25 protein-coding genes are annotated in these 25,148 nt (G+C 71.1%); 16 read left to right on the top strand and 9 right to left on the bottom strand.

Annotated elements, in window-relative coordinates; translation table 11 throughout:
- The 4 genes from ABZE72_RS02005 to ABZE72_RS01990 form a co-directional block, all read left to right on the top strand.
- The coding region (locus ABZE72_RS02005) for a JmjC domain-containing protein (RefSeq protein ID WP_372727341.1) at positions 1 to 657 on the top strand (657 nt) is incomplete at its 5' end.
- Positions 654 to 1,592 (top strand): sucrase ferredoxin, encoded by a 939-nt coding sequence (locus ABZE72_RS02000; protein WP_372727340.1) that lies wholly within the window; start codon positions 654 to 656, stop codon positions 1,590 to 1,592. The genes ABZE72_RS02005 and ABZE72_RS02000, both read left to right, overlap by 4 nt.
- 51 nt (positions 1,593 to 1,643) lie before the next feature.
- Positions 1,644 to 3,029 carry a cytochrome P450 gene (locus ABZE72_RS01995; RefSeq protein WP_372727339.1) on the top strand — a complete coding sequence of 462 codons (1,386 nt, stop codon included), beginning with the start codon at positions 1,644 to 1,646 and terminating at the stop codon, positions 3,027 to 3,029.
- Between the two features lie 158 nt (positions 3,030 to 3,187).
- Positions 3,188 to 4,480, top strand: coding sequence for an MFS transporter (locus ABZE72_RS01990; RefSeq protein ID WP_372727338.1), 1,293 nt, complete (start codon positions 3,188 to 3,190; stop codon positions 4,478 to 4,480).
- Positions 4,481 to 4,625: 145 nt separating this feature from the next.
- On the opposite strand, the gene ABZE72_RS01985 is transcribed toward ABZE72_RS01990, so the two are convergent.
- The 4 genes from ABZE72_RS01985 to ABZE72_RS01970 are packed head-to-tail and all read right to left on the bottom strand — an operon-like array spanning position 4,626 to position 8,609.
- Positions 4,626 to 5,777, bottom strand: a complete 1,152-nt coding sequence (locus ABZE72_RS01985; RefSeq protein WP_372727337.1) for a sulfotransferase — start codon at positions 5,775 to 5,777, stop codon at positions 4,626 to 4,628.
- Between the two features lie 10 nt (positions 5,778 to 5,787).
- A complete protein-coding gene (locus ABZE72_RS01980; RefSeq protein WP_372727336.1) occupies positions 5,788 to 6,591 on the bottom strand; it encodes an SDR family oxidoreductase in 804 nt (267 codons plus the stop codon).
- Entirely contained in the window at positions 6,591 to 7,733 is a 1,143-nt protein-coding gene (locus tag ABZE72_RS01975) for a hypothetical protein (RefSeq protein ID WP_372727335.1), read from the bottom strand. The genes ABZE72_RS01980 and ABZE72_RS01975 overlap by 1 nt, the downstream gene beginning before the upstream one ends.
- Positions 7,734 to 8,609 (bottom strand): TIGR03619 family F420-dependent LLM class oxidoreductase, encoded by an 876-nt coding sequence (locus tag ABZE72_RS01970; protein ID WP_372727334.1) that lies wholly within the window; start codon positions 8,607 to 8,609, stop codon positions 7,734 to 7,736.
- A gap of 46 nt (positions 8,610 to 8,655) precedes the next feature.
- On the opposite strand from ABZE72_RS01970, the gene ABZE72_RS01965 reads away from it, so the two are divergent.
- From ABZE72_RS01965 to ABZE72_RS01955, 3 genes are all read left to right on the top strand, one after another.
- Entirely contained in the window at positions 8,656 to 9,078 is a 423-nt protein-coding gene (locus tag ABZE72_RS01965) for a nuclear transport factor 2 family protein (RefSeq protein WP_372727333.1), read from the top strand.
- Positions 9,078 to 9,560 carry a nitroreductase family deazaflavin-dependent oxidoreductase gene (locus ABZE72_RS01960; RefSeq protein WP_372727332.1) on the top strand — a complete coding sequence of 161 codons (483 nt, stop codon included), beginning with the start codon at positions 9,078 to 9,080 and terminating at the stop codon, positions 9,558 to 9,560. The genes ABZE72_RS01965 and ABZE72_RS01960 overlap by 1 nt, the downstream gene beginning before the upstream one ends.
- 338 nt (positions 9,561 to 9,898) lie before the next feature.
- On the top strand, positions 9,899 to 10,462 hold the full coding sequence (locus ABZE72_RS01955; protein WP_372727331.1) for a hypothetical protein: 564 nt from the start codon (positions 9,899 to 9,901) through the stop codon (positions 10,460 to 10,462).
- Here ABZE72_RS01955 and ABZE72_RS01950 read toward each other — a convergent pair.
- Positions 10,449 to 11,381 carry an EamA family transporter gene (locus ABZE72_RS01950; RefSeq protein ID WP_372727330.1) on the bottom strand — a complete coding sequence of 311 codons (933 nt, stop codon included), beginning with the start codon at positions 11,379 to 11,381 and terminating at the stop codon, positions 10,449 to 10,451. The genes ABZE72_RS01955 and ABZE72_RS01950 overlap by 14 nt on opposite strands.
- A gap of 41 nt (positions 11,382 to 11,422) precedes the next feature.
- Here ABZE72_RS01950 and ABZE72_RS01945 point away from each other — a divergent pair, with 41 nt between their 5' ends.
- Positions 11,423 to 11,938: a MarR family winged helix-turn-helix transcriptional regulator gene (locus tag ABZE72_RS01945; RefSeq protein WP_372727329.1), complete on the top strand. Its 516-nt coding sequence runs from the start codon at positions 11,423 to 11,425 to the stop codon at positions 11,936 to 11,938.
- Positions 11,931 to 12,614, top strand: a complete 684-nt coding sequence (locus ABZE72_RS01940; protein WP_372727328.1) for a hypothetical protein — start codon at positions 11,931 to 11,933, stop codon at positions 12,612 to 12,614. Before ABZE72_RS01945 ends, ABZE72_RS01940 begins: the two co-directional genes overlap by 8 nt.
- A gap of 1 nt (position 12,615) precedes the next feature.
- Here the strand turns inward: ABZE72_RS01940 and ABZE72_RS01935 are convergent, their stop codons facing one another.
- Complete coding sequence (locus ABZE72_RS01935; protein ID WP_372727327.1) at positions 12,616 to 13,461, bottom strand: aldo/keto reductase; 846 nt, start codon at positions 13,459 to 13,461, stop codon at positions 12,616 to 12,618.
- Positions 13,462 to 13,634: 173 nt separating this feature from the next.
- Here ABZE72_RS01935 and dnaK point away from each other — a divergent pair, with 173 nt between their 5' ends.
- Genes dnaK through ABZE72_RS01910 form a run of 5 tightly spaced genes read left to right on the top strand, consistent with a single transcriptional unit; the run spans position 13,635 to position 18,444 of the window.
- On the top strand, positions 13,635 to 15,500 hold the full coding sequence (dnaK, locus tag ABZE72_RS01930; protein ID WP_372727326.1) for a molecular chaperone DnaK: 1,866 nt from the start codon (positions 13,635 to 13,637) through the stop codon (positions 15,498 to 15,500).
- The gene (grpE, locus tag ABZE72_RS01925) at positions 15,497 to 16,186 is read left to right on the top strand and encodes a nucleotide exchange factor GrpE (RefSeq protein ID WP_372727325.1); all 690 of its coding nucleotides are present in this window, start codon (positions 15,497 to 15,499) and stop codon (positions 16,184 to 16,186) included. The genes dnaK and grpE overlap by 4 nt, the downstream gene beginning before the upstream one ends.
- Positions 16,187 to 16,208: 22 nt before the next feature.
- Positions 16,209 to 17,381, top strand: coding sequence for a molecular chaperone DnaJ (gene dnaJ, locus ABZE72_RS01920; RefSeq protein WP_372727324.1), 1,173 nt, complete (start codon positions 16,209 to 16,211; stop codon positions 17,379 to 17,381).
- Positions 17,378 to 17,821, top strand: coding sequence for a heat shock protein transcriptional repressor HspR (locus ABZE72_RS01915; RefSeq protein WP_372727323.1), 444 nt, complete (start codon positions 17,378 to 17,380; stop codon positions 17,819 to 17,821). The genes dnaJ and ABZE72_RS01915 overlap by 4 nt, the downstream gene beginning before the upstream one ends.
- Positions 17,818 to 18,444 (top strand): trans-aconitate 2-methyltransferase, encoded by a 627-nt coding sequence (locus ABZE72_RS01910; RefSeq protein WP_372727322.1) that lies wholly within the window; start codon positions 17,818 to 17,820, stop codon positions 18,442 to 18,444. Before ABZE72_RS01915 ends, ABZE72_RS01910 begins: the two co-directional genes overlap by 4 nt.
- A gap of 10 nt (positions 18,445 to 18,454) precedes the next feature.
- Here the strand turns inward: ABZE72_RS01910 and ABZE72_RS01905 are convergent, their stop codons facing one another.
- The 3 genes from ABZE72_RS01905 to ABZE72_RS01895 are packed head-to-tail and all read right to left on the bottom strand — an operon-like array spanning position 18,455 to position 21,227.
- Positions 18,455 to 19,837, bottom strand: coding sequence for an ATP-binding protein (locus ABZE72_RS01905; protein ID WP_372727321.1), 1,383 nt, complete (start codon positions 19,835 to 19,837; stop codon positions 18,455 to 18,457).
- A 2-nt stretch (positions 19,838 to 19,839) separates the two neighbouring features.
- The gene (locus tag ABZE72_RS01900; RefSeq protein ID WP_372727320.1) at positions 19,840 to 20,460 is read right to left on the bottom strand and encodes a hypothetical protein; all 621 of its coding nucleotides are present in this window, start codon (positions 20,458 to 20,460) and stop codon (positions 19,840 to 19,842) included.
- Complete coding sequence (locus ABZE72_RS01895) at positions 20,457 to 21,227, bottom strand: hypothetical protein (RefSeq protein ID WP_372727319.1); 771 nt, start codon at positions 21,225 to 21,227, stop codon at positions 20,457 to 20,459. Before ABZE72_RS01895 ends, ABZE72_RS01900 begins: the two co-directional genes overlap by 4 nt.
- Positions 21,228 to 21,433: 206 nt before the next feature.
- Between ABZE72_RS01895 and clpB the strand changes: the two genes are divergently transcribed.
- Together clpB and ABZE72_RS01885 are read left to right on the top strand one after the other, a co-directional pair.
- Complete coding sequence (gene clpB / locus ABZE72_RS01890) at positions 21,434 to 24,028, top strand: ATP-dependent chaperone ClpB (protein WP_372727318.1); 2,595 nt, start codon at positions 21,434 to 21,436, stop codon at positions 24,026 to 24,028.
- Between the two features lie 25 nt (positions 24,029 to 24,053).
- Positions 24,054 to 25,130 (top strand): hypothetical protein, encoded by a 1,077-nt coding sequence (locus ABZE72_RS01885; RefSeq protein ID WP_372727317.1) that lies wholly within the window; start codon positions 24,054 to 24,056, stop codon positions 25,128 to 25,130.
- Positions 25,131 to 25,148: the final 18 nt, after the last annotated feature.

Here is a 25,148-nt window from a genome sequence, read left to right as displayed (position 1 = left end):
GGCTCCAAGCAGTGGGAGGTGCACACGCCCGACGGGGTCGAGGACGTTCACCTCGAGCCGGGACTCGCGATGTACCTGCCCACCGGCACGCCGCACGCCGCGCGCGCCCAGGACACCGTCTCCCTGCACGTCACGATCGGGATCAACCAGCTGACCTGGCGCGGCCTGGTCGAGCGGTCCCTGCGCGAGCTGGTCGCGGAGATCGAGGACGACCACCTGCCGGCCGGCTACCTGGACGACCCCTCGTCGTTGCGCGAGGGCCTGGGCGATCGGCTGGCCGCGCTGGCCGAGCGGGTCCGCGACCTCGACCCGGAGGCTGCGGTGGAGGCGGAGGTACGTCGCTTCCTGACCGGCCGCGGGACCCGTGTCCCCGGCGGCCTGCGTGACGTCCTCGCGGTGCGCGAGCTCGACGACACCACCCTGCTCGCTCGCCGTGTCGGACACCCGTGCGTGCTGCTGGAGCGCGGGGACCGGCTCGAGGTGCTGCTCGGCGACCGTTCGCTCGACGTCCCCGCGTGGTTGCGCCCGGGCCTCGAGGAGGTCCGGGCACGTCGCGAGCTCCGACCCGCCGACCTCGCCGAGCATCTGGACGCCCAGAGCCGGGTGGTGCTCTGTCGACGCCTCGTCCGGGAAGGGCTGCTCGAGGTCGTCGGGTGAGCGACTTCCGCTGCGCGGTCGCGAGCCTGGGTCGGGCCGAGCCCGTCCAGGGCACGGCGTCGACGGTGCGCGGCTTCGTGCTGCTCGAGCACGACGGCCCGTGGGGAGTCGATGCGCTGCGCGACGCCCGGCTGCCGACCGGGCTGGGTGAGCGGGTCGCGGCTGCGGCCCGCGCGGCCGGCGTACGGGTGCTGCTGGCGCGTCGGCCACGGCGTCGCGCCCGACCGGCGAGTGGCGGCACCGGTGGCCGAACCGGCGACCGGCGAGCCGATCCGGTGCGCGTCTTCGCCGCGTACGCCGACCCGACGCGCCCCCGCCTGGAGTCGGGCACGCTGAGCGATCCGCGCGAGCTGCTGGACCTCGACCTGGCCGGCCTGCGTGCCGGACGCGGGGTGGGCCTGGAAGCCTCGGCCGAGACGCTCTTCGGGGTCTGCACCCAGGGCCGACACGACGCGTGTTGCGCGGAGCTCGGCCGACCGGTGGCGCTGGCGCTGGCCGAGAGCCACCCCGGACAGACCTGGGAGGTCTCGCACATCGGCGGCGACCGGTTCGCCGGGAACCTGCTCGTCCTGCCGCACGGTCTCTACTACGGCCGGCTCGACCCGGCGGCAGCCTCGGTCGTGGCCGATCGCCACCTGGCCGGCGAGCTGGACCTGGCGCACCTGCGCGGGCGTTCCGGCTTCGCGATGCCGGTGCAGGCGGCCGAGATCGCGCTGCGCCGGCACCTCTCCGAGGTCCGTGAAGGGGTGCTCCGGTTGCGCGAGCGATCGGTCGAGGGCGAGCTGACCCGGGTCGTCTTCGAGGTCGCCGGGGCGTCGTACGTCGTGCGGATCCGGTCCGCGCCGGGCCTGAAGACCCACCGGCTGACGTGCCGGGCGACCCGGGAGAGCCGGATCCCGGAGCACGAGGTCCTCGAGATCCGGTCCGGCATCTGAGCGATCTCGGGCACGGTTTGCCAGAGATTGACGTACTCGTAGTATGGGGCGATGGCCCTCCTCGAACCGGACGTGCGCGAGCTGACCGACCGACGATTCCGCCGGATGAGCGGGCGGAGTCTGGGGCAGGGGTCCGGGCGCCGGAAGCGAGCGACCGGCTTGCCCCCCGGCCCGCGGTGGCCCGCCTGGGTGCAGACCGTGGCGGTGATGCGCCACCGGCACTGGTTCCACGACTACCTGCACCGCACCTACGGCGACACCTACACGATCTCCATGGTGCCTCGCGGGGAACAGCTGGTCTTCTTCACCCGGGCCGAGCACACCAAGGAGATCTTCGCCGGCGACCCCGAGGTCTTCCACGCGGGCAAGGCCAACGCCATCCTCGGCCCGATCATGGGCGAGCACTCGCTGCTGCTCCAGGACTCGGACGAGCACAAGCGCGCCCGCAAGCTGCTGATGCCGGCCTTCAACGGCCAGGCGCTGCGCGAGTACCAGTCGCTGGTCACCGAGCTGGCGGCCGACGAGGTCGCCCGGTGGAGCCCCGGGGAGGAGTTCCGCTCGTTGGACCGGATGAACGCGCTCACCCTCGAGGTCATCCTGCGCGTGGTCTTCGGGGTGACCGACGAGGAGCGGCTGGGGCGGCTACGTCCGCTGGTCAACGCCACCGTCGACATCTCACCGGCGATCCTGCTGGGCTGGGGCTACCCGAAGCTGCAGAAGTTCAGCCTCTGGAAGCGGATGGTCGAGACCCAGCACGCGCTCGACCAGGTGATGTACGCCGAGATCCGCGAGCGTCGTACGGCGCCGGACCTCGCGGAGCGCACCGACGTGCTGTCGCGGCTGATCCGCGCGGGCGAGGGCGAGGACGCGCTGGACGACACCGAGCTGCGAGACCAGCTGGTCACGCTGCTGCTGGCCGGGCACGAGACCACGGCGACCGCGCTGGCCTGGGCGCTCTACGAGATCGGGCGGGACGACGAGCAGCTGCGGCGAGCCCGGGAGGCGGCCCTGCACGGCGACGACGCCTGGCTCGACGCCGTGCTCAAGGAGTCGATGCGGCTGCACCCGGTGATCCCGATGGTGGTCCGCACCCTGCAGCGGGATGCGACGATCGGGGGGATCGACCTGCCCGCCGGCACCACGGTCGGGCCCTCGATCATCGTGACCCACGCGCGGGAGGACAACCACCCCGACCCGGAGGCCTTCCGGCCCGAGCGCTTCCTGGACCAGAACCCGCCTCCGAACACCTGGATCCCGTTCGGTGGTGGCGCTCGCCGCTGCATCGGCGCCGGGTTCTCGCTGATGGAGGGCGTGGCCGTGCTGCGCGCGGTGCTGGCGTCGTACGACGTGCACGCGGTCGGCGACGACGAGCCGAAGGTCCGCAACATCACCAGCGTGCCGCGGCACGGGGCCCGGATCCGGGTGAGCGCTCGCTGAGTGCAGGGATCCCCGGATCTCCGGGGATGTTGGCGCTTATCGGGGGTTGCAACGGCCTGGAAGCGCAGGGATCCCCGGATATCCGGGGATCCCGACAGACGGCGTCAGGCGAAAAAGCAGGTGCCCGGAGGCCGACCCCGGTGCCACGATGACCGCTTGTGACCTGGCAGGACCGATTCCGCGCGCTGCGGATGGACGTGACCCCACTACGGGAGTCGCGCGACTTCCGGCTGCTCTTCGCCGCCGGCACGGTCTTCTACTTCGGCGCGATGGTCACCTACGTCGCCATCCCGTACCAGGTCTACATCCTGACGCGCTCCAACTTCATGGTCGGCGCGATCGGTCTGGCCGAACTGTTGCCGCTGGTCTTCTTCGGTCTGTACGGCGGTGCGCTCGCCGACCACGTCGACCGGCGACGGCTGCTGGTCGGGGCCGGCCTCTCACAAGCGGTGTTCACCTCGGTGCTGGCGATCAACGCGTTCGCCGACGAGCCGAACCTGCCACTGATCTTCGTCGTGGCCGCGCTGCTCACGTCGTCGTCTGCCCTGCAGCGACCCTCACGCGAGGCCCTGATGCCGCGCACCGTTCGGCACGAACAGATCATGGCCGCCAACACCCTGACCAGTCTGGGCATGCAGATCGGCGTCCTGCTCGGGCCCGCGATCGGCGGTCTACTGGTGGCGTACGTCGGGATCGGCTGGTGCTTCGTGGTCGACGTGGTCGGTCTGGCGATCGCCACGGTGATGTTCGCGGCGATGCGCCCCTACCCGCACCGTGAGGAAACGACGCCGCCGAGCCTGGCCGGGATAGCCCAAGGGGTTCGCTACGCGTTCTCCCGCAAGGACCTGCTCGGCACCTACTTCGTCGACATCGCGGCGATGCTGCTGGCGTTGCCGGTGGTGCTCTTCCCGGCGCTGGTCGAGGAGGTCTTCCGGCGCCCTGAGTTGCTCGGGCTCCTCTACTCCGCGGAGACGGTCGGCGCCCTGCTCGCCACCGCACTCAGCGGGTGGACGGCCCGGATCCACCACCACGGGCGCGCGATCGTGCTGGCCGCGATCGTGTACGGCACGATGGTCGGGCTGGCCGGCCTGATGCCCAGCATCTGGCTGGTGGCGCTCTTCCTGATGCTGTCGGGGTCGGCGGACATGATCTCCGGCGTCTTCCGCGGCACGGTCTGGAACCAGACCATCCCCGAAGGCATGCGCGGGCGACTGGCCGGGATCGAGATGCTGTCCTACTCGCTCGGCCCGCTCGGCGGCCAGGTCCGGGCCGGCATCACCGCCGACCTGTGGAGCGTTCGTGGGGCGATCTCGAGCGGTGGCTTCGCCTGTGTCGCCGGAGTGACCCTGACCGCGCTTGCCCTGCGCGACTTCTGGTCGTACGACGCTCGCACCGACCCGCATGCGGTGGCCGAGCGCGCCGTACGCGCTGCTGCGGGCGAGTCGGGCTGAGGGGTGTTGGGATCCCCGGATATCCGGGGAACTTGGCGCTTATCGGGGGTTGCAACGGCCTGGAAGCGCCAACATCCCCGGATATCCGGGGATCCCGACAGAGCCCGACAGGCCCCGACAGAGCCCGACAGGCCCCCGCCCACCCTCAGAAGGCCGCGCGCACCTGCTGCTCACTCAGCCCGTAGTCCTTCAGCGAGTACGAGTGCTTCGGCGCGGCCCGGCCCGACCTCGACTCCCGGTCGATCTCCGCGATCGCCGCCTCCACCTCGGGCGACCAGTCGAGGTCGAACCGCTCGTAGATCCCGCGCGCGACCCCGAGCGGGTCCTCGCGCAGGTCGGCGAACGCGACGTCCACGAACTGCGCCTGGTCGTACGACGCCCGCGCCTCGTGGAACGCGTGGAAGGCACGGGACCACAGGTCGAGCTGAGTGTGGCCGATGACCCCGCCGACGTACGTGTCGGAGTGGCCGGCGGTCGTCGCGGCCGACAACGAGCACGACGAGGCGATGCAGACGACCGGGTCGCGGTGGGTGTAGACGATCAACGCGTCCGGGTACACGGCCATCAGCGCGTCCAGTGCGGTCATGTGCGAGGGGTTCTTCAGCACCCACCGCTTCTCGGGGTCGTTCAGCCCGATCAGCTGCAGGTTCTCCTTGTGCCGGGCGTACGCGTCGGTCCAGTCCTGCTGCTTGAGCCACTCGGTGTAGCGCGGCAGGTTGGCCAGCGACTCGTACGAGTTCGACTTGCCCGTCTGACGCAGCAGCCGCCAGCACTCCTCCACCGAGGTGGCATCCATGTAGTGGATGCCCATGAACTCGGGGTCCTCCACATGGTGGGCCGAGAACGCCTGCTGCATCGCGGTGAAGATCGGGTCGTCGGCCCAGGTCTCCCGCGGCGGCCGCGGCTGGGGGTACTGCGTCAGCCACATCTCCAGCCCCTGCGCCTGCGGGTCGGCGTGCAGCAGTCGGTGCAGCGCGGTCGTGCCGGTGCGCGGCAGGCCCATCACGAAGATGGGCCGCTCGATCGGTACGTCGCGGTGCTCGGGCCGCTGGTTGAACTGGGCCTGGGTGAGCAGCCGGCCGACCAGGGCGCTCTTCACCTCCGAGCGCTGGAAGTAGTTGCCGCGTGGGGTGAGCCCGGCCTCGGGGGAGTTGAGGTCCTCCACGAGGACCCGCAGGCCCTCCTCGTGCGCGTCCCCACCCAGGTCGCTCATCCCGGTCGTCCGCTCGGCCGCGGCGAGGATCTCCTCGTAGCTGCCGACGTCCGCGCGTTCGCGCGCCATCACGTTGTCAGACATGGACCCGCCTCTAGTTGTCGTGGAACTCGCCGCAGTCGACGTTCAGCATCGTCCCGGTGACGGCCGAGGCGAGGTCGCTGGCGAGGAAGAGGGCGGCTCGGGCGACCTCGTCGGGGGTGGCCAACCGCTTGAGGTCGGTCGGGGCCGCCTTCTCGCGGTAGATGTCCTCGTGGGTGACGCCGGCCTCGGCGGCCAGCCAGTCGAAGTACGCCTTGTTGACGTCCTCGTAGATGTACGACGGCGCCACGCTGTTCACCCGGATCCCGCGCGGGCCGAGCTCGGTGGCCAGCGACGAGGCGAGGTGCGCGAGCGCGCCCTTGGAGAGCTTGTAGCCGGCGTACTCCGGCTGCGAGGAGTAGACGACACAGGAGTTCAGCATCACCACCGACCCCTTCGTCTCGGCCAGCGCGTCGGCGAAGAGCGCCGAGAGCCGCAACGGGGCGAAGACGTTGGTCTCGTTGGCGTCGCGCAGGCTCTGCACGTCCAGCGTCGTCAACGGGTCCATCGGCGGGATCCCGAAGGCGTTGTTGATCAGGCAGTCGACCTTCCCGAACTCCGCCAGCGCCGTCTCGACCAGGCGCGCTCGGGCGTCCTCGTCGGTGATGTCGGTGGGTACGACGAGTGCTCGCCGACCCAGGCCCCGGACCACCTCGGCCATCTTCTCCAGGCGTCGCTCGGTCCGGCTGACCAGCACCAGGTCGGCGCCCATCCGGGCCGCCTCCTCGCCGAGCGCGCGTCCCAGGCCGGGGCCGACGCCGGAGAGCACGACGACTTTGTCCTGGAGGAGTCCGTTCGTGGTGGTGGGTGGGGTCATCAGCTGAGCATCCTTCGGGCGATGGAGCGCTGCCGGGCGGTGATCCGCTCGGCGTACTGCTCGGGGGTCAGGGGGGTGAAGAACGGCAGCCGGCCGGCGACCTCGTCGACCGGCACGATCTCGACGGTGGGCCCGTCGGCGTCGGTCAGGTCGCGCTCCAGGCGCTGCCAGCGCAGCATCATCGGGCCGGTGCGGTGGCCGGTGGTCTCCAACCAGTTGGCGATCGGAGCGCCGCCGGGAGGTCGCTCGGAGATCACGTAGCGCATAAGGCCGTCCGGGTCGGCGACGGACTGCGCCTTGGTCAGCGAGGTCTGGTGGGTCTCGTAGTCGGTGGAGGCGTACCAGTCCGACCCGATCTGGATCGCCTGGTAGCTGCAGTCGGTGCACTCCGGCACCGTGACGATCATCGCCTCGTCCTCGGCCAGCTCGTAGTGGCCGATCGAGGAGCGTTGCGAGGCCAGCCCGCCCGGGGTGGACTTCGGTGCGGTGAGGGTGTTGACCGGTTCCTGGTACTGGAAGAAGTGCGGGAAGGCGAGCCAGGTCTGGATCGACCCGGTCAGGGTTCGCGCGGCCACGTCGTACTTCTTGGCCAGCAGCGCCTGGGTCAGGGGGGCGGCCGGCTGCCCGAGGGTGTCGACCCGCTCGATCCAGATCGTGCCGCGCTCCTCGGTGTCCCAGTCGTTGAAGACCTCGCGGACGATCATCGTCTTCGCGCCCGGCTCGGCGGTGTAGCCGAACTCGAAGCTCCCGTCCTCGTCGAGGTCGAGTTCGCGGTCGTCGAAGGCCATCAACGAGGAGGCGACCGAGTCGGCGGAGTAGGCGCCGCCCATCACCTGGAAGGACAGGTCGGCCGAGGTGCCGCGGCGGCCCCGGACGACGTACTCGACCCCCTCGCGCAGGTAGGCGCTGAAGTAGATCGCGTCCGGGTTGTCCAGCCCCTGCTTGGAGAACTGGTGGGTGGAGTTGATGAACAGCGGCCGGTCGAGGTCGTGGTCGAAGGCCATCTGCATGGCCATCCGGATCCGCCCGGAGAGGTAGGCGTACCCCTCGAGCAGGTCCTGTTCGGTTCGGACGAACGGCGCGGTCGCGATCAGCTGCTCGGCCTCGGCGATGGCCTCGCGCAGCGGCTGGGTCAGGTCCATTCAGCCGGCCTTCGCGATGATCGACTCGGCGTACTTCTCCAGCGACTCGATCTTCTTCGCCAGCGGCTCGGTGTCGGGGCCCTTGATGTAGGGGATTCGGAAGCCGACGATGCAGTCGGTGACGCCCTTGTCCTCGAGCCGCTTGATGCCGTCGAGGTCATAGGCGTCGTACGAGATCACGTGCACCTGGAAGTCGTCGCGGGTGTCGCCCTCCTCCTTGCGGATCTCGGCGAGCCGGGTGAGCAGGCGGTCGAGCTCGGCGCCGTCGCCCCCGGCGTGCATCCAGCCGTCACCCTTGCGGACCGCTCGGCGCAGGGCGGCGTCCGCGTGGCCGCCGACGAGCAGCGGGATCTTCTCGGTGGGCGCCGGGCACTGCTTGAGCGGCGGGAAGGAGTAGAACTCGCCCTCGTAGCCGAAGAACTCGCCCGAGGTGAGGCCGCGCAGGATGTCCATGCACTCGTCCATCCGCTTGCCGCGCTTCTCCCACGGGATGCCCATCGCCTGGAAGTCCTCGGGCCAGGGGGAGAGGCCGACGCCGAGGCCGAGGCGGTTGCCGGAGAGGTGGGCGATCGAGGCGGCCTGCTTGGCCACCAGGACCGGCGGGCGCACCGGGAGCTTGAGCACGAACGGCGTGAACCGGAGCGTGCTGGTGAGCGCAGCGAGGTGGGTGCAGAGCACCATCGTCTCGATGAACTCCTTGTCCTCGAGGAACTCCCGGTCGCCGGTGTCGGTGTAGGGGTACGTCGAGTCGGACTCCTGCGGGTAGATCAGGCTGTCCGCGACGGTCATGCTCGTGTACCCGGCCGCCTCGGCCGCCTGGGCGAGGGGTGCGTAGTACGTCGCCTGGGTCATGGCCTCGGCGTAGGTGAATCGCATGACAGTCACAGTAGAACGTGTTTCAGTTTTGTGCCAGAGTTCGGGCATGGACCTCCAGCAGATCTCCGACCGGCTCGCCATCGAGGACGTGCTCACCCGTTACACCCGGGCGATCGACTCCGGTGACTGGGACGTGCTCGACACCGTCTTCACCCCCGACGCGGCGATCGACTACACCGAGACCGGGGGGATCGCCGGCAGTTTCGCGGAGGTGAAGCCGTGGCTGGCCGAGAACCTGCCGATCTTCCCGAGGCGGATGCACCTGCTCGGCCAGGTCGAGAGCGTGGTCGCCGGCGACGAGGCGGAGGTCTCGGCGTACTTCCACAACCCGATGGTGCTGCCGAACCCGGACGGGTCGGAGCTGCTCGTGGAGTTCGGGGGGATCTACCGGCACACGATGGTGCGCACGGGCGACGGTTGGCGCAGTCGTCGGCTGCACGAGGAGCTCGTCTGGAAGCGCGGTCTGTGATGGGACTGCCCAAGGAGAAGCCGCAGGGCCTCGACTCGCCGCTGGTGCCGAAGGTGATGAAGTACGCCGCTCGCGCGCATGTGTGGACCTATCGGCGCACCGGTGGCCGGATCGGCAGCAAGTGGCGGATCGGCGCGGGCTTCCGCAAGCCGGTGCAGACCCTGCTGCTCGACCACGTCGGACGGAAGTCGGGCCGGACGTTCACGACGCCGTTGCTCTACCTGGTCGACGGCCCGAACATCGTGGTGGTCGGCTCGCAGGGTGGGCTGCCGCAGCACCCGCAGTGGTACCGGAACCTGATGGCGACCCCGGAGACCCGGATCCAGATCAAGTCCGAGGTGCGCGAGGTGCGGGCCCGGACCGCGGGGCCCGAGGAGCGGGCGGCGCTGTGGCCGCGGCTCGTGGAGCTGTACGCCGACTTCGCCAGCTATGCGACCTGGACCGACCGCGAGATCCCGGTGGTGATCCTCGAGCCGCGGTGAAGATTCACTGGTTAACCAGTGAATTGCTCACTTCACCCAGATAACTCCCCGGGTGAAGTGAGGGTTTCCTGGGTGAGCCCCGGTCGACCCGGCGCGTCAGCACCCGTACGCCGGACCGCCCCGTCGGCGCCCAGCACGCCACCGTTCGGCCCCACCCGTCGGCGCTGCCAAGCCACCGACACCCCACGCCCCATCCCGCGCCCCATCCCGCGCCCCACCGCTCGGCCACGCCGTTCAACACCGTCGTTTGGCTCCACCCGCACCGTCCCCGACAATGGAGACCGGACACGGAGGGCGCCCGCAACGGGGTCGGCGCCCAGCGAACGGGGAGCGACGCCATGGTGGATCGGGACGAGCGGGTCGAGCGTCCGGTCCTCAGCGGTCTCGTGGCGCTCGTGGCCGTTGCCCTGACCGTCGGGCTGATCCTGGGAGTCGTCGCCCTGGGCGCCACCCGCGTGGCCGGTCTCGGCGGCGACCAGCGGAGCGGGTCCACGACGGCCGAGGAGTCGATGTACCTGCCCAAGCCGGTCAAGACCGGAGCCCCCTCCGAACCCCTGATCACCCTGGTGCCCCAGCCCTCCGAGACCAGCAACCCCGCGCCCCCGGAGCCCACCAAGACCAAGCGGCCCAAGAAGCGGATCTCGCTCTCGGCCAGCCAGACGGCCGTGTCCGCGATGGAGCAGATCGACCTGACCGGCGTCTACCCGCGCGGTGAGGGTGCCGTCCTGCAGGTGCAGCGCTTCACCGACGGAGCGTGGCGCGACTTCCCGGTGACGGTCTCGGTCAGCGACGAGACGTTCGCGACCTACGTGCAGACCAGCCAGCCCGGCCAGAACCGCTTTCGCGTCGTCGACACCGACAGCGGCCTCACCTCCAACGAGGTCCGCGTCACGATCGGCTGACGCCGACCGACTCCGCCCACGCCGCCGGGCGGCGCCGCGGTCGCCGCGCCCAGCCACGTCGTACGGCGTCAGCGGCCGTCGGCTGGCCCGCCAGCACCGCTCCCAGCACCAGTCCCATGCCCAGTGCCTGGGCCGCGCCGAACGTCTCGCGGGCGATCACCACGCCCAGCACCGTGCCGACCACCGGGTTCAGCAGCCCGATCAGGGAGACCGCGCCGGCAGGCATTCGGGTCAACCCCTGGAACCAGCACCAGTACGCCACTGCGGTGCCGACGACCCCGAGCCAGAGGAACCCCGCGAGCGCCGGCAGGTCCACTGCCGGGGGCGGCCCCTCGACCAGCAGGGCCAGCGGCGCGAGCAGCAGTCCGCCGACGACCAGCTGCCAGGAGATCAGCGTGACCAGGTCGACCGGGGCGGGCCAGCGCTTGACCAGCACGTAGCCCAGCGCCGAGACCGCCACCGAGCCGAACGCCGCCAGCAGACCCACCGCATCCACCTGGCCCGGCGAGCGCAGCACCAGCAGGGCCACGCCGGCGACCCCCACCACGGCTGCCGCCAGCCGGCCGAGGCCGGCACGCTCGCCGATCACCAGCCACGCCAGCGCCATCACCGCGAACGGCGAGGAGGCCTGCAGGGTGGCGGCCAGCCCGCCGGGGAGGTGGTAGGCGGCCAGGAAGATCAGCGGGAAGAAGAGCCCGATGTTGCAGGCGCCCAGGACGAGGGCGCGCCACCACCAGATGCCGTGCGGCCGGCGGCGACGCAGCGCCAGCAGCAGCAGTCCGGCCGGCAAGGCGCGTACGGCGGCCGCGAAGAGCGGTCGGTCGGGGGGCAGCAGCTGGGCCGTCACGATGTAGGTGCTGCCCCAGGCGATCGGGGCCACCGCGGTGAGGAGGGCCACCCGGATCACGTTCGTTTCCATGGAAGACAATAATGGTTTCCACGTAAGATATATTCCAACCCATGGAGCATGACCTCGATCACGTCGGCCGGATCATGGCCCAGTGGCACCGCGAGCGCCCCGATCTCGACGTCAGCCCCCAGGGCGTCATCGGCCGGCTGCACCGACTTGCCGAGACCCTGGCCGACGAGCTGGCCGCCGTCTACGCGCAGTTCGGCCTGGGGGCGGGGGAGTTCGACGTCCTGGCGACCCTGCGTCGCTCGGGGGCGCCGTACGAGCTGGCGCCGGGCGCGCTGGCCGCCTCCACGATGGTCACCTCGGGCGCGGTCACCAAGCGGGTCGACCGCTGTGTCGAGCAGGGGTGGGTGACCCGCCGCCCCAGCGAGCACGACGCGCGCGGTCGGGTGGTCGCGCTGACCCCGTCCGGCCTCGAGCTGATTGATCGCGCGTTCGACGCCCACATGGCCAACGAGCACCGGCTGCTGTCCGGGCTCAGCGACCTCGAGCGGACCCGGCTGGCGGCCCTGCTCGAGCTCCTCGGCCGCCGCCTCGACGACCTCACCCGAGCCGATGGCTGAACGCCGCCTGCGCCGCGGTCTTCAGCTGGTCGTCTCCTGCGCCGTGCTCGGCGTCGGGGTCGGCCTCCTGCTCGACGCCCGGCTCGGCTCGGACGGCTACTCGATGCTGGTCAGCGGGATCGCGCTGGCCTCCGGTCTCGACTTCTGGATCCCCAACCTGGTGGTCGGCGTCCTGTTGGTGCTGATGGCCTGGCTGCGCGGCCGAGCCCCCGGGCTCGGCACGCTGGCCCAGCCCCTGGTGGTCGGCACGGTGGTCAGCTGGACGCTGTGGCTGCTGGACCGGGCCTCGGGCGCCGCCTGGCTCTCGCCGTACGTCGAGAGCACGGCGGGGCGGTGGCTCGAACTGCTCCTGGGTCTGGTCGTCCTGGCCGCCGGCGTGGCCGGCTACCTGGCCACCGAGCTCGGCGCCGGTCCGGCCGAGGCGGCCGCGCTGGCCTGGGACCCGCCGGTGCCGTTCCGGTGGAGCTACTCGTTGGTCCAGCTCCTCGGAGCGACGGTGGGGTGGCTCCTGGGTGCCTCCCTGGGCCCCGGGACCGTCCTGGTGATCGTGGCGATCGGACCGATGGTGGCGCGACTGCAGCCACGGTTGACCGCGCCGGGGTGGCGTGAGCCCCTCGCGCACGACGGGACCGACCCCGAGGGGCCGGTCCCGTCGTACGGGCGTTGCGAGGGCTGACTCAGTCGGGGATGTAGTCGAAGACGTCCGGGTCGGGTCCGAGCCGGCCCGCCTCGCCCCGGTCGAGGCCGGTGATCTCGGCCATGTCGTCGGCGGCGAGCTCGAAGTCGAAGAGGGCGAAGTTCTCCCGCATCCGCTCGACCTTCGTCGACTTGGGGAAGACGATGTCGCCGCGCTGGAGGTGCCAGCGCAGCGCCACCTGGGCCGGGGTGCGGCCCACCTTGGCGGCGATGCCCTTGATCGCGGAGTCGTCGTTGACCTGGCCGCGGGCGATCGGGGACCACGCCTCGACCGCGATGCCGTGGCCGACGCTGGCGGCACGGGCCGCCTGGTTGCCGAAGAACGGGTGGACCTCGATCTGGTTCACCGCCGGGATGACACCGGTCTCGGCGACGATCCGGTCGAGGTGCTCGGGCTGGAAGTTGGAGACGCCGATCGAGGTGGCGCCGCCCTCTGCCCGGAAGTCGACGAGCGCCTGCCAGGTCGAGACGAAGTCGCCGTCGTAGCGCGTCGGCAGCGGCCAGTGGATGAGCATCAGGTCGACCCGGTCGAGGCCGAGCCGCTCCAGTGACGCCGCCATCTCCCGGCGGGCGTCGTCCGGCCGGTGGAAGCCGTTGTTGAGCTTGGTCGTCACGTACAGCTCGTCGCGAGCGATGCCGGACGCGGCGATCGCCTCGCCGACGCCGGCCTCGTTGCCGTACATCTGCGCGGTGTCGATGTGGCGGTAGCCGACCTCGAGCGCGGTGCTCACGGTCGCGGCGGTCTCCGCGGGCGGCACCTGGAAGACCCCGAAGCCGAGCTGCGGGATGGTCGTCTGGTCGTTGAGCTTCACGGGGGGAACGGTCATGGCTGTCCCAACGCCTCGCGGCGCGCACTATTCCTGGCGGGAACAGATCGGCCGCACCCTTCGTTGTGCCGGATGAACAGAGTTGAGTTGAATCGACTCAACTTCTCTGCCAGAATCGCTGCTACGGCGCAGGATGGCCGTCACCACGCTTCTACAACCGGAGGTACATCACCATGGCACGAGCGGTCGGCATCGACCTCGGGACGACGAACAGCGTCGTCTCCGTCCTCGAAGGTGGAGAACCCACCGTCATTGCAAACGCCGAGGGTGCTCGCACCACGCCGTCGGTCGTCGCGTTCGCCAAGTCCGGCGAGGTGCTCGTCGGCGAGGTCGCCAAGCGCCAGGCCGTCACCAACATCGACCGGACGATCCGCTCCGTCAAGCGCCACATGGGCACCGACTGGAAGACGACGATCGACGACAAGGAGTTCACGCCCCAGCAGATCAGCGCCTTCGTGCTGCAGAAGCTGAAGCGTGACGCCGAGGCCTACCTCGGTGAGCCCGTCACCGACGCGGTGATCACCGTCCCGGCGTACTTCTCCGACGCGCAGCGCCAGGCGACCAAGGAGGCCGGCGAGATCGCGGTCCTCAACGTCAGCCGCATCGTCAACGAGCCCACGGCAGCCGCGCTGGCCTACGGCCTCGACAAGGGCGACGACCAGACGATCCTGGTCTTCGACCTCGGTGGCGGCACGTTCGACGTCTCCCTGCTCGAGATCGGCGAGGGCGTCGTCGAGGTCAAGGCGACCTCCGGCGACAACCACCTCGGTGGTGACGACTGGGACGCCCGCGTCGTCGAGTGGATGGTGAAGAAGTTCAAGGACAACAACGGCGTCGACCTCGCGGCCGACAAGATCGCCAAGCAGCGCCTCCAGGAGGCCGCCGAGAAGGCGAAGATCGAGCTCTCCTCCTCGAGCGAGACCACGATCCACCTGCCGTACATCACCCACGGCGAGTCCGGCCCGCTGCACTTCGAGGAGAAGTTCACCCGCAGCGAGTTCCAGAAGCTCACCTCCGACCTGCTCGACCGCACCAAGGCGCCGTTCCAGCAGGTGCTCAAGGACGGCGGCGTCGCCGTCGACAAGATCGACCACGTCGTGCTCGTCGGTGGCTCCACCCGGATGCCCGCCGTCACCGAGCTGGTCAAGGGCCTGCTCGGCGGCAAGGAGCCCAACAAGGGCGTCAACCCCGACGAGGTCGTGGCCGTGGGCGCCGCTCTCCAGGCCGGTGTCCTCAAGGGCGAGGTCAAGGACGTGCTGCTCCTCGACGTCACCCCGCTCAGCCTCGGCATCGAGACCAAGGGCGGCGTGATGACCACGCTGATCGAGCGGAACACGACGATCCCGACCAAGCGTTCGGAGATCTTCACCACCGCCGACGACAACCAGCCGTCGGTGGAGATCAAGGTCGCCCAGGGTGAGCGCCCGATGTGGTCGCAGAACCAGGGCCTGGGCAACTTCGAGCTGACCGGCCTGCCGCCGGCGCCGCGCGGGGTCCCGAAGATCGAGGTCACCTTCGACATCGACGCCAACGGCATCGTGCACGTCTCCGCCAAGGACCAGGCGTCCGGCCGCGAGCAGTCGATGACGATCTCGGGCGGCTCCGCGCTGTCCAAGGAGGAGATCGACCGGATGGTCAAGGATGCCGAGCAGTACGCCGAGGAGGATGCCCGGCGTCGCGAGGCGATCGAGACCCGCAACCAGGCCGACTCGCTGGTCTACTCGACGGAGAAGTTCCTCGAGGAGAACGACGAGAAGGTCCCGGACGACATCAAGACCGAGGTCCGCGCCGACCTCGACGCCCTGAAGGCGACCCTGGAGAACGCCGAGGCCACGGCCGAGGAGATCCAGACCGGGGTCACCAAGCTCGGTGAGTCCAGCCAGAAGATGGGCGCCGCGATGTACGCCGCCGCCGAGGCCGAGCAGGCCGCTGCGGGGGGCAACACCGAGGCGACCGGCGAGGCCGACGAGGACGTCGTCGACGCCGAGATCGTCGACGAGCCGGCCGAGGACGCGCCTGCCGGGGACGACGCCAAGTGACGGACACGTCACCGACGCCCGAGGGGGAGCCGCAGGAGACTGCGGCTCCCTCGCCGGACGCGCCCACCGACGGGTTCGGGGACGCGGCCGCGGAGATGGCCAACGAGACCGAGGTCGAGGCGCCGCACGGGGAGTCGGTCGTCGAGGCCGACCCGCTGCACGCGGCCCGGGACGAGGTGGAGGTGCTCAGGATGGAGCTCGCCGAGCGCACCCTCGACCTGCAGCGACTGCAGGCCGAGTTCCTCAACTACAAGCGCCGGGTCGACCGGGACCGCGACCTGATCCGGGAGAACGCGACGTACTCGGCGCTGGCGCCGATCACCGAGGTTCTCGACACGATCGACCGCGCCCGTGAGCACGCTCCCCTCGAGGACGGGTTCAAGGCCGTGGCCGACCAGCTCGAGCGGGTCGTCAGCAGCGTGGGCCTCACCAAGTTCGGAGCCCCCGGCGACGCGTTCGACCCGACCGTGCACGAGGCGCTCTCGCACATCGGCGAGGACCCGGACGTGGAGGTCACGACCTGCAAGGTGATCGCCAAGGCGGGGTACCGGATCGGGGAGCGCGTCGTGCGGGCTGCCCAGGTGCTGGTGGTGGACCCCGCCGACGCTCCCTCGGGTGAGACGGCTTCCGTCGGGGACGACCCCTCGACCGATACCGTCGAGCCGGGCGGGGCCAGCGAGCAGTAGTGGAACGACGGGAGGGGCGCGCATGAGTGCGACCGAAGGCATGCGGGCCGACTGGGCCACCAAGGACTTCTACGCCCAGCTGGGCGTCAAGAAGGACGCCTCGGCGGACGCGATCAAGAAGGCCTACCGCAAGCTTGCGCGCGCCAACCACCCCGACTCCAACCCCGGCGACGACGCCAAGCACGAGAAGTTCAAGGCCGTGGCCGAGGCGTACGACGTCATCGGGGACCCGGAGAAGCGGGTCAAGTACGACGAGATCCGCGCGCTCTACGGCTCCGGTGCCCGGGGCGGCTTCGGCGGCGGTCAGCGGACGTCGGCCGGGATGGGCGGGTTCGACCTGAACGACCTGCTCCGGGACCGGAACGCGGGCGGCGGCTTCGGCGACATGTTCGGGGACATCTTCGGCACGGGCCGTTCCGACGGAGGCCGCCCGCGCAAGGGCGCCGACGTCGAGACGACCGCGACGATCAGCTTCACCGACGCCCTGGAGGGCGTCACGATCTCCCTGCGGCTGACCTCCGACGCGCCGTGCCCGCAGTGCTCGGGCACCGGCGGCAAGCCGGGCACGAAGCCGCACGTGTGCCGTGAGTGCGACGGTGCGGGCTTCGTGGTGGCCTCGGTGGGCGGCGCCTTCTCGATGAACGAGACCTGCCCCGCCTGCGGCGGTCGCCAGCTCGTCTACGACCAGCCCTGCCCGGCCTGTCACGGCAACGGCCGGGGCATGTCGGCGCGCACGATCCAGGCGCGCATCCCCGCCGGGGTCAAGGACGGCCAGCGGATCCGCGTGCGCGGCAAGGGTGCCGCGGGCGAGCACGGCGGGCCCGCCGGCGACCTGTTCGTGGTCGTCAAGGTCTCGCCGCACCGGATCTTCACCCGCAAGGGCGACAACCTGACGCTCGAGGTGCCGGTCTCCTTCGACGAGGCGGCCCTGGGTGCGGAGATCAAGATCCCCACCCTGGGCGGTGCCCCGGTGACGTTGAAGATCCCGCCGGGCACCCCCAACGGTCGGACCTTCCGGGTCCGCGGCAAGGGCGCCAAGCGGGCCGACGGCACCACCGGCGACCTGCTCGCCACCGTCGAGGTCCACGTGCCGGCGGTCCTCAACGAGGCGGCTCGCTCCGCCGTCCAGGCCTATCGCGAGGCCATGGCCGGCAAGCCCCTGCGCGGCAACCTCTTCGAGGAGTCGGCGGGATGACCGGCCAGCAGTTCGTGGCCCCCGGCCCGGACGCGGCCGTCTACGTGATCAGCGTGGCGGCCGAGCTGACCGGCCTGCACCCGCAGACCCTGCGCACCTATGAGCGGCTCGGTTTCGTGACCCCGGGCCGGACCGGCGGTGGGGGCCGGCGCTACTCCCACCGCGACATCGAGAGGCTGCGCCAGATCGCCGACCTGACCTCGGTCGGCATCGGCATCGAGGGCGTACGACGGATCCTCGACCTCGAGAACCGTGCCGCGGCCCTGGCGGCCCGCAACGACGAGCTGCACGAGGAGCTGGAGCGCACCCGCGAGGCCCTGCGCCAGGCGTTGGCGGCTCGACGGGGCACCTCCCCGCTGGGCAGTCCGCCGAACCGACTGCCGGTGCTGCGTCAACGGCCGCCCACCCAGTCCCTGGTGGTCTGGCGGCGGGGGCAGTGATCGACCTGCCCTTCCCGCAGGTGCGAGCCCGGGAGACGAGCTGGCCGGCGTACTACGAGGCGATCTCCGGTCGCCCGGCCAGAGCCTTGCTGAAGCGGCTCCTCGACCGAGCCCCGACGCCCGGCCCGGGGATGCTCGCGCTGGACCTCGGCTGCGGCGACGGCACCGAGACCGAGGCGCTCGCACGCACCGGCTGGCCGGTGACCGCCATGGACGTCACCCCCGAGGCGGTCGAGCTGACCCGGGGTCGGTGCCGGGCGATGTCGCACGTCGAGGTCGTGCAGAGTTCGTTCGCCGACTTCGAGTTCCCCGCCGCCGACCTCGTCTACGCCGGGTTGAGCCTGCCGTTCGGACCCGGGGCCGAGTTCTCGGACGTGTGGCGGCGCCTGCGGGCCGCGCTGCGTCCGGGCGGGGTGCTGGCGATGCACCTGCTCGGGGAGCGGGACAGCTGGGCGCCCGACGCCTCCAAGACGTTCGTGGACGGCTCCGCTCTCCCCGCGCTGCTGCGCGGCCTCGAGGTGCTCGAGGTCCGCGAGCTGGACGAGGACGGCGAGGCCTTCGGCGGGGCGAAGCACTGGCACGTCTTCGAGGTCATCGTGCGCAGGCCCCACCCCGCCGGGTGACGGATCGGCCTCACGCCCGCGGCAGGGTGATCGTGAAGACCGAGCCACCCGACTCCACCGGCGCGTAGTCCACCGTTCCGTGCTGGGCCTCCGCCAGCGCTCGCACGATGAACAGCCCCATCCCGGTGCCCGGGGCCCGGATCCGCGGAGCCCGGGTGAACTCGTCGAACAGCCGCTCCCGGAAGTCCTCGGGCACCCCGTCCCCGTGGTCCCGTACCGCGATCCGGACCTGGTCGGCGTCCCCGTCGATGGTGACCTGGTAGGGCGGCCGGCCGTACTTCTCGGCATTGGTGAGCAGGTTCTCCACCATCTGCTCCAGTCGTAGCGAGTCGGCGTGCACGGTGAACGAGTCCGCGCAGACCACGTGTGCGTCGTGGCGGTTCGCGACGAGCGTCGTGATCACCTCGAGGGGGTCGATCTCCTCGATCGTGACCCGGAGCGTGCTGCCGGTGATCTGGGCCGCGGTGAGCAGGTCCGCGGTCAGGTTGTCGAGCATCCGCGCCTGGCGGGCCACCGACTCCAGCAGCCGCAGGCGTTGCTCGGAGTGGGGGTCGTTCGCGGTCAGCGCCACCGTCTCGGCGACCCCGATGATCACCGAGACCGGGCCGCGCAGCTCGTGGGCGGTGGAGGCGATGGCCCGACGAAGCAGACCCGGGTCGTCGCCACCCGGGACGAGGTAGAGGTGGGTCGTGTCGGCCGATCGTCGCAGGGAGACGCTCAGGTCGGTGTCGCCGAGGCGTAGCTGAAAGCTGGGATCGTTCACGAAACGCTGGTTGTCCAGGGCCTCGGCCAGGTCGATCGAGACGCTCGCCAGCGGGGTTCCGGGGGTGAGCTGGCTCCGCAGCAGCCGTTGCGCGGCCAGGTTCGCGCCCCGCACCCGCGGCTGCTCGGCTCCGTCGAGCTCGACCACTCCGAACGGCGCGGCGTGCACGGCGGCCGCGTGCGCGCGCATCTCGGCCTCGCTGTCCTCGTGGTGGACGATGTCCGCCAGCCCGATCGACCGTGGCGGTTCATGGCCGGAGGTGAGCTGCTCGAGGTAGGTGAGGATCTGGCCGGTCGAGGCGCCCTTCTGGATGTAGCCGTCGGCGCCGGAGCGGAGCGCACGGGTGGACATCACCTGGGCGCCGAAGCCGGAGAGGACGACGATCCAGGCGTGCGGCCGGATCCGACGGATCCAGGGGAGCGCCTCCAGTCCGTCCATGACCGGCATGGCGAGGTCGAGCATGATCAGGTCGCAGTCGACCTTGCGAACGAGATCGATCCCGGCTCTCCCGTCGGCCGCCTCGCCGGCGACCACGAAACCCTTGCGGGTCAGGGCGATCTTCAGCAGGTCGCGCAGGTCCGCGGTGTCGTCGATGACGATCGCGCGCAGCTGTCCGTTGGTGGCGGCCACGCTCACTCCCCAGCGGACGGGTCGCGACGATCCGGGCTCCGACGCGGCCGTTTGACGTCAGCGGCGTCGCTGCGCAGCAGCACGGTCTCGGAGCGATCGCTGCCCAACAGGTTCGTGATGATCTCGCTGCCCGCCGCAATGGAGTCCGAGAGAGCGGCCCGCGCCTTGGGCAGGTCGTCGAGGTCCAGCGCCATCTTGGCCACCACCAGCCCCTGCAGTACGGCGTCGTTCAGCTCCAGCGCCTGCTGCTCCCGCTGGCGCAGGTCGGTGAAGAGCTGCGCGCCCTGGACGATGTAGCCGTAGTTGCGGCGCAGGCTCCAGTAGTAGACGCCCACGAAGGCGCCCAGCACGTCCCAGATCGCCAGCGGCCATCCCCAGGCCAGGCGCATCGCCATGCCCTGCTCGTTGTCGAGGCCGAACGTCGGCAGCAGCAGGTGCACCGAGTGCGCCCCGTGGTGGACCGCGCAGGTCAGGAAGATCGCCGCGGTGGCCGCCCCCAGTGGGTTGCTGCGCAGCTGGTTGCTGCGGGCCAGGGGCAGGGCGATCGCGAGCACGATGAGGAAGTACGCCACCGAGATGATGGCGTTGCCGACCATGCCGACGACCCAGGCGTCGATGCTCATCCCTCACCCACCCCCAGGAAGGGCAGGGCCAGGATCACGGCAAGACTGGCGCCCAGCCAGATTCGGGCCGCCGGGTGCCAGGCTCCGATCTCCCGACGCGGTCGGGGAGGGCCGGCGCGACTCAGCAGCACCAGGCATGCCCCGGCCGCGACCAGCTCCCAGCCGACGGCCGCCAGGTCCCAGGGGCCTGCTGCTTCCGCCTCGGGCAGGATGCCCAGCGGGAGCCCGACGGTGCGCGTGACGGTCCACAGGGCCACGATCGCCCCGTTGCCGAGCACGCCGACGGTGAGCAGACGACGCGACGGGGCCACGAGCGCGCGGGCCGCCCAGGCGAGTTGGGCCAGGGCAGCGACGGCGAAGAAGGCGCCGAGCAGGAGGCCCTCCTCGACGTGTGCCGGACCGACGGCGGCATGCACCCCGGCGGCGGCCGCGCTGCTGACCACGGCGATCGGCAGGACGAGCGAGCGGGTGCTGCCCTGCGGTGGGGCGGCCTGCGATCGGGAGTCCGCCGGCACGGTCGTGCGCCCCGGCGCCGGGGGCGCGCCCGGCGGTACCGTCCGTAGCGACCCGCGGCTCAGGGTGCTGCGCAACTCGGCGACTCGGCGGGCGTGCTCGTCCTGCGGTCCCACCACCTGCGGCTCTCGCCGCCCGGTCGACAGTTGCGGTGCCAGCAGGGCCAGCAGGCCGAGCAGGCCCACCGTCACGATGGCGTAGTGGATGCCGTGGCCGAGCATGCTGGTCAGGTCGATCGTCTGCAGCGCGAGCACTCGATTCCCTTCTGCAGTCACCGGATCCGGCGGCCGGCTCCTCCTGCAGGTTAGGCGTGGTCCGGGGCCCGCGGTGCTCTTTTCGGGCATGCGACACGCGGCCGCGGCGGCGTCGGCGTGCCACAGTGGCCCTGGTGCGGGTGGAGTGCCGCCACGTGCCACGGGGCATCATCGACCCAGCGCAGCCATGTCACGGGAGACGACACATGAGCCAGTTCGGCGCCGACAAGTTCACGACCCGCAGTCGCGAGGTCATCGAGGCCGCCCAGCTCGCGGCCACCACGGGCGGCAACACCGCCACCGAACCCATCCACCTGCTCGTCGCGCTGCTGCGCCAGCAGGAGGGCACCGCGCGCACCCTGGTCACCAAGTCGGGGGCCGACGTGGACCAGCTCACCAGCGCGGCCGAAGCGGTGCTCAACGCGCTGCCCCGGGCCAGTGGTGCCACGGTGCAGCAGCCGGGCGCCTCGCCGGCGCTCACCCGGGTGCTCGCCGGCGCGCTCGACCTCGCCACCGGCATGAAGGACGACTACGTCGCCACCGAGCACCTGCTGATCGCGATCGCCGGCACCGAGAGCCCGGCGAAGAAGGTGCTGACCGACGCCGGGCTCACCGAGAAGGGGCTGCGCGAAGGCCTGACCGCCGTCCGTGGCAACCGACGGGTCACCAGCCAGGAGGCCGAGTCGACGTACGAAGCGCTGGACAAGTACTCCGTCGACCTGACCAAGGCCGCCGAGGACGGTCGCCTCGACCCGGTGATCGGCCGGGACGCCGAGATCCGGCGGGTCGTCCAGGTGCTGTCGCGGCGGACCAAGAACAACCCGGTCCTGATCGGGGAGCCCGGGGTGGGCAAGACGGCCGTCGTCGAGGGGTTGGCGCAACGGGTCGTGGCCGGGGACGTGCCGGACTCGCTGAAGGGCCGCCGGGTGCTCAGCCTCGACCTGGCCGCCATGGTCGCGGGAGCCAAGTACCGCGGCGAGTTCGAGGAACGGCTCAAGGCGGTGCTCGAGGAGATCAAGGAGGCCGGCGGCCAGATCATCACGTTCATCGACGAGCTGCACACGGTCGTCGGTGCCGGGGCCGGCGGCGACTCCTCGATGGACGCGGGCAACATGCTCAAGCCGATGCTGGCCCGCGGCGAGCTGCACATGATCGGCGCCACCACGCTCGACGAGTACCGCGAGAACATCGAGAAGGACCCGGCCCTGGAGCGACGGTTCCAGCAGATCTTCGTGGGCGAGCCGAGTGTCGAGGACACCATCCAGATCCTGCGCGGCATCCAGGAGAAGTACGAGGCGCACCACGGGGTGCGGATCACCGATGCCGCCCTGGTGGCGGCCGCGACTCTCTCGGACCGCTACATCCCCGGGCGCCAGCTCCCGGACAAGGCGATCGACCTGATCGACGAGGCGTCCTCGCGGCTGCGGATGGAGATCGAGTCCTCACCCGAGGAGATCGACCAGCTCCGGCGCCTGGTGGACCGGCTCAAGATGGAGGAGTTCGCACTCGCCAAGGAGTCCGACGACGCCTCCGTCGAGCGGCTCTCGGTGCTGCGCGCCGAGCTCGCCGACCGTGAGGAGGAGCTGCGCGGCCTCGAGGCCCGCTGGGAGCGGGAGAAGTCGAGCCTGGAGGGCGAGGGGGAGCTGCGCCGACAGCTCGACCAGCTCCGGATCGAGGCCGAACGGCTCCAGCGCGAGGGCGACCTCGGCCAGGCCAGCGAGATCCTCTACGGCCGGATCCCCCAGCTCGAGCGGCAGATCGAGGACGCCCAGGAGGTCGAGAAGTCCGACATCGAGCCGCTGGTCGGCGAGGAGGTCGGCCCCGAGCAGATCGCGGACGTCGTCGAGGCGTGGACCGGGATCCCCACCGGCCGGATGCTCGAGGGGGAGACCGCCAAGCTGCTCCGGATGGAGGAGGTCATCGGGGAGCGGCTGATCGGCCAGAAGGCCGCCGTGAACGCCGTCAGCGACGCCGTACGCCGCTCGCGGGCCGGGATCAGCGACCCGAACCGGCCCACCGGGTCGTTCCTCTTCCTCGGCCCCACCGGCACCGGGAAGACCGAGCTGGCGCGGGCCCTGGCGGACTTCCTCTTCGACGACGAGCGGGCGATGGTCCGCATCGACATGAGCGAGTACTCCGAGAAGCACTCGGTCTCCCGGCTGGTCGGGGCGCCCCCCGGCTACGTGGGGTACGACGAGGGCGGCCAGCTCACCGAGGCGGTGCGCCGGCGTCCCTACTCGGTCGTCCTGCTCGACGAGGTGGAGAAGGCCCACCCGGAGGTCTTCGACATCCTGCTGCAGGTGCTCGACGACGGCCGGCTCACCGACGGGCAGGGCCGCACGGTGGACTTCCGCAACACCCTGCTCGTCCTGACCAGCAACCTGGGTTCGGCGTACCTCGTGGACCCGACGCTCGATCCGGAGATCCGGCGGGACTCGGTGATGGGCGTGGTGCGCAGCTCCTTCAAGCCCGAGTTCCTCAACCGCCTCGACGAGATCGTCCTCTTCGACGCGCTCACCCGCGAGGAGCTCGCCCGGATCGTGGGGCTGCAGCTCGAGCTGCTGGAGAAACGGCTGGCGGTGCGGCGGATCACGATCGACGTCACCGAGGCCGCCCGCACCTGGTTGGCCGACACCGGCTACGACCCGGCCTACGGTGCCCGGCCGTTGCGTCGGCTGATCCAGACCGCCATCGGCGATCCGCTCGCCAAGCTGCTCATCGGGGGGCAGGTCGTGGACGGTGCCAGCGTGCGTGTGGACCTGGCCGAGGAGGGCCACGGGCTGACCCTTGCTTCCGGATGACCGGGCGTTTGGTGGAATAGGGGGCATGGAGACCTCCTCGCTGCCCCGGCCACGTCAAGTGACGCTCGCCGCTTGGCTGATCATGGGCGGGTCGGTCTTCGTGGTCGCCACCGTCTTCGAACGCATCGCCGGCCTGCACTCGCTCGAGACCCAGCGCTCGGTGCAGCGCTTCCTCTCGGAGCCTCCGGGCGACGGGCTCGGGGTCGGGCTGGAGCAGATGCTGGACGTGATCCGGATCGTCTCGATGGTGGCGGCCGCGTGCGCTGCCGCCGCCGGCGTCCTCGGCTTCCACGTGCTCAAGCGCAACCGGAGCGCCCGCTTGGCGTTGGCGTTCCTGGTCCTGCCGCTCTTCCTGACCGGGCTGGTCGCGGGCGGCTTCATGTCCTCGATCGTCGCCGCCGCCGCGGTGATGCTCTGGTTCCAGCCGGCGCGCGACTGGTTCGACGGGGTGCCCGCGTCCGCCTCCTCGGCGAGTCGGCCGGCGGCCGGACCGTGGTCGTCGACCGGCGGTCCCCGCTCGGACCCGTCCCGCTCGGACACTTCGCACCCGCCGACCGCCGACCGCACCGAACCTCCGCCCGCGCACGAGCCGTACGGCGCCGCGCCCAGCGTCGGCACCCTGCTCGACGGCCCCGGCCGTCACCTGGAGGATCGCCCGCCCCGGCCCGGTGCCCTGATCAGCGCCTGCGTGCTCACGCTCGTGGGCGCCAGCCTGATCCTGCTGCTCAGCGTCGCGATCCTCGTGGTGATGGCGACCAGCCCCGAGGCGATGTTCGAGGAGATCCGCAAGAACCCCGAGCTCTCGGCGGAGAAGATCTCCCAGGCCGAGCTCGTCGCGACCATGCGTGCGGTCTCGGGGGTGCTGATCGTCTGGGCGCTCGGCGCGATCGTCCTGGTCGTGCTCGCCCTGCGCGGGGTGGCCTGGGCGCGCGTCGGCCTCGTGGTCTCCGCGACGACGACCGCCGTGCTCTGCCTGATGGCGACGCTCGGCCAGCAGTTCTTCATGGTGCTGCCGCTGGCCGCCGCCATCACCGCGCTCACCCAGTTGGTGCGTCCCGAGGTGCGCGACTGGTTCGTCCGGGGCCGGGGCCCGCGGGGCTGACCGACCGGCTCGCCCCTG

The organism is Nocardioides sp. (genome assembly GCF_041600255.1).
Classification (GTDB): Bacteria; Actinomycetota; Actinomycetes; order Propionibacteriales; family Nocardioidaceae; genus Nocardioides.
The sequence above is the reverse complement of the archived record's forward strand: the minus strand, read 5'-3'. Positions and strand labels throughout refer to the sequence as shown.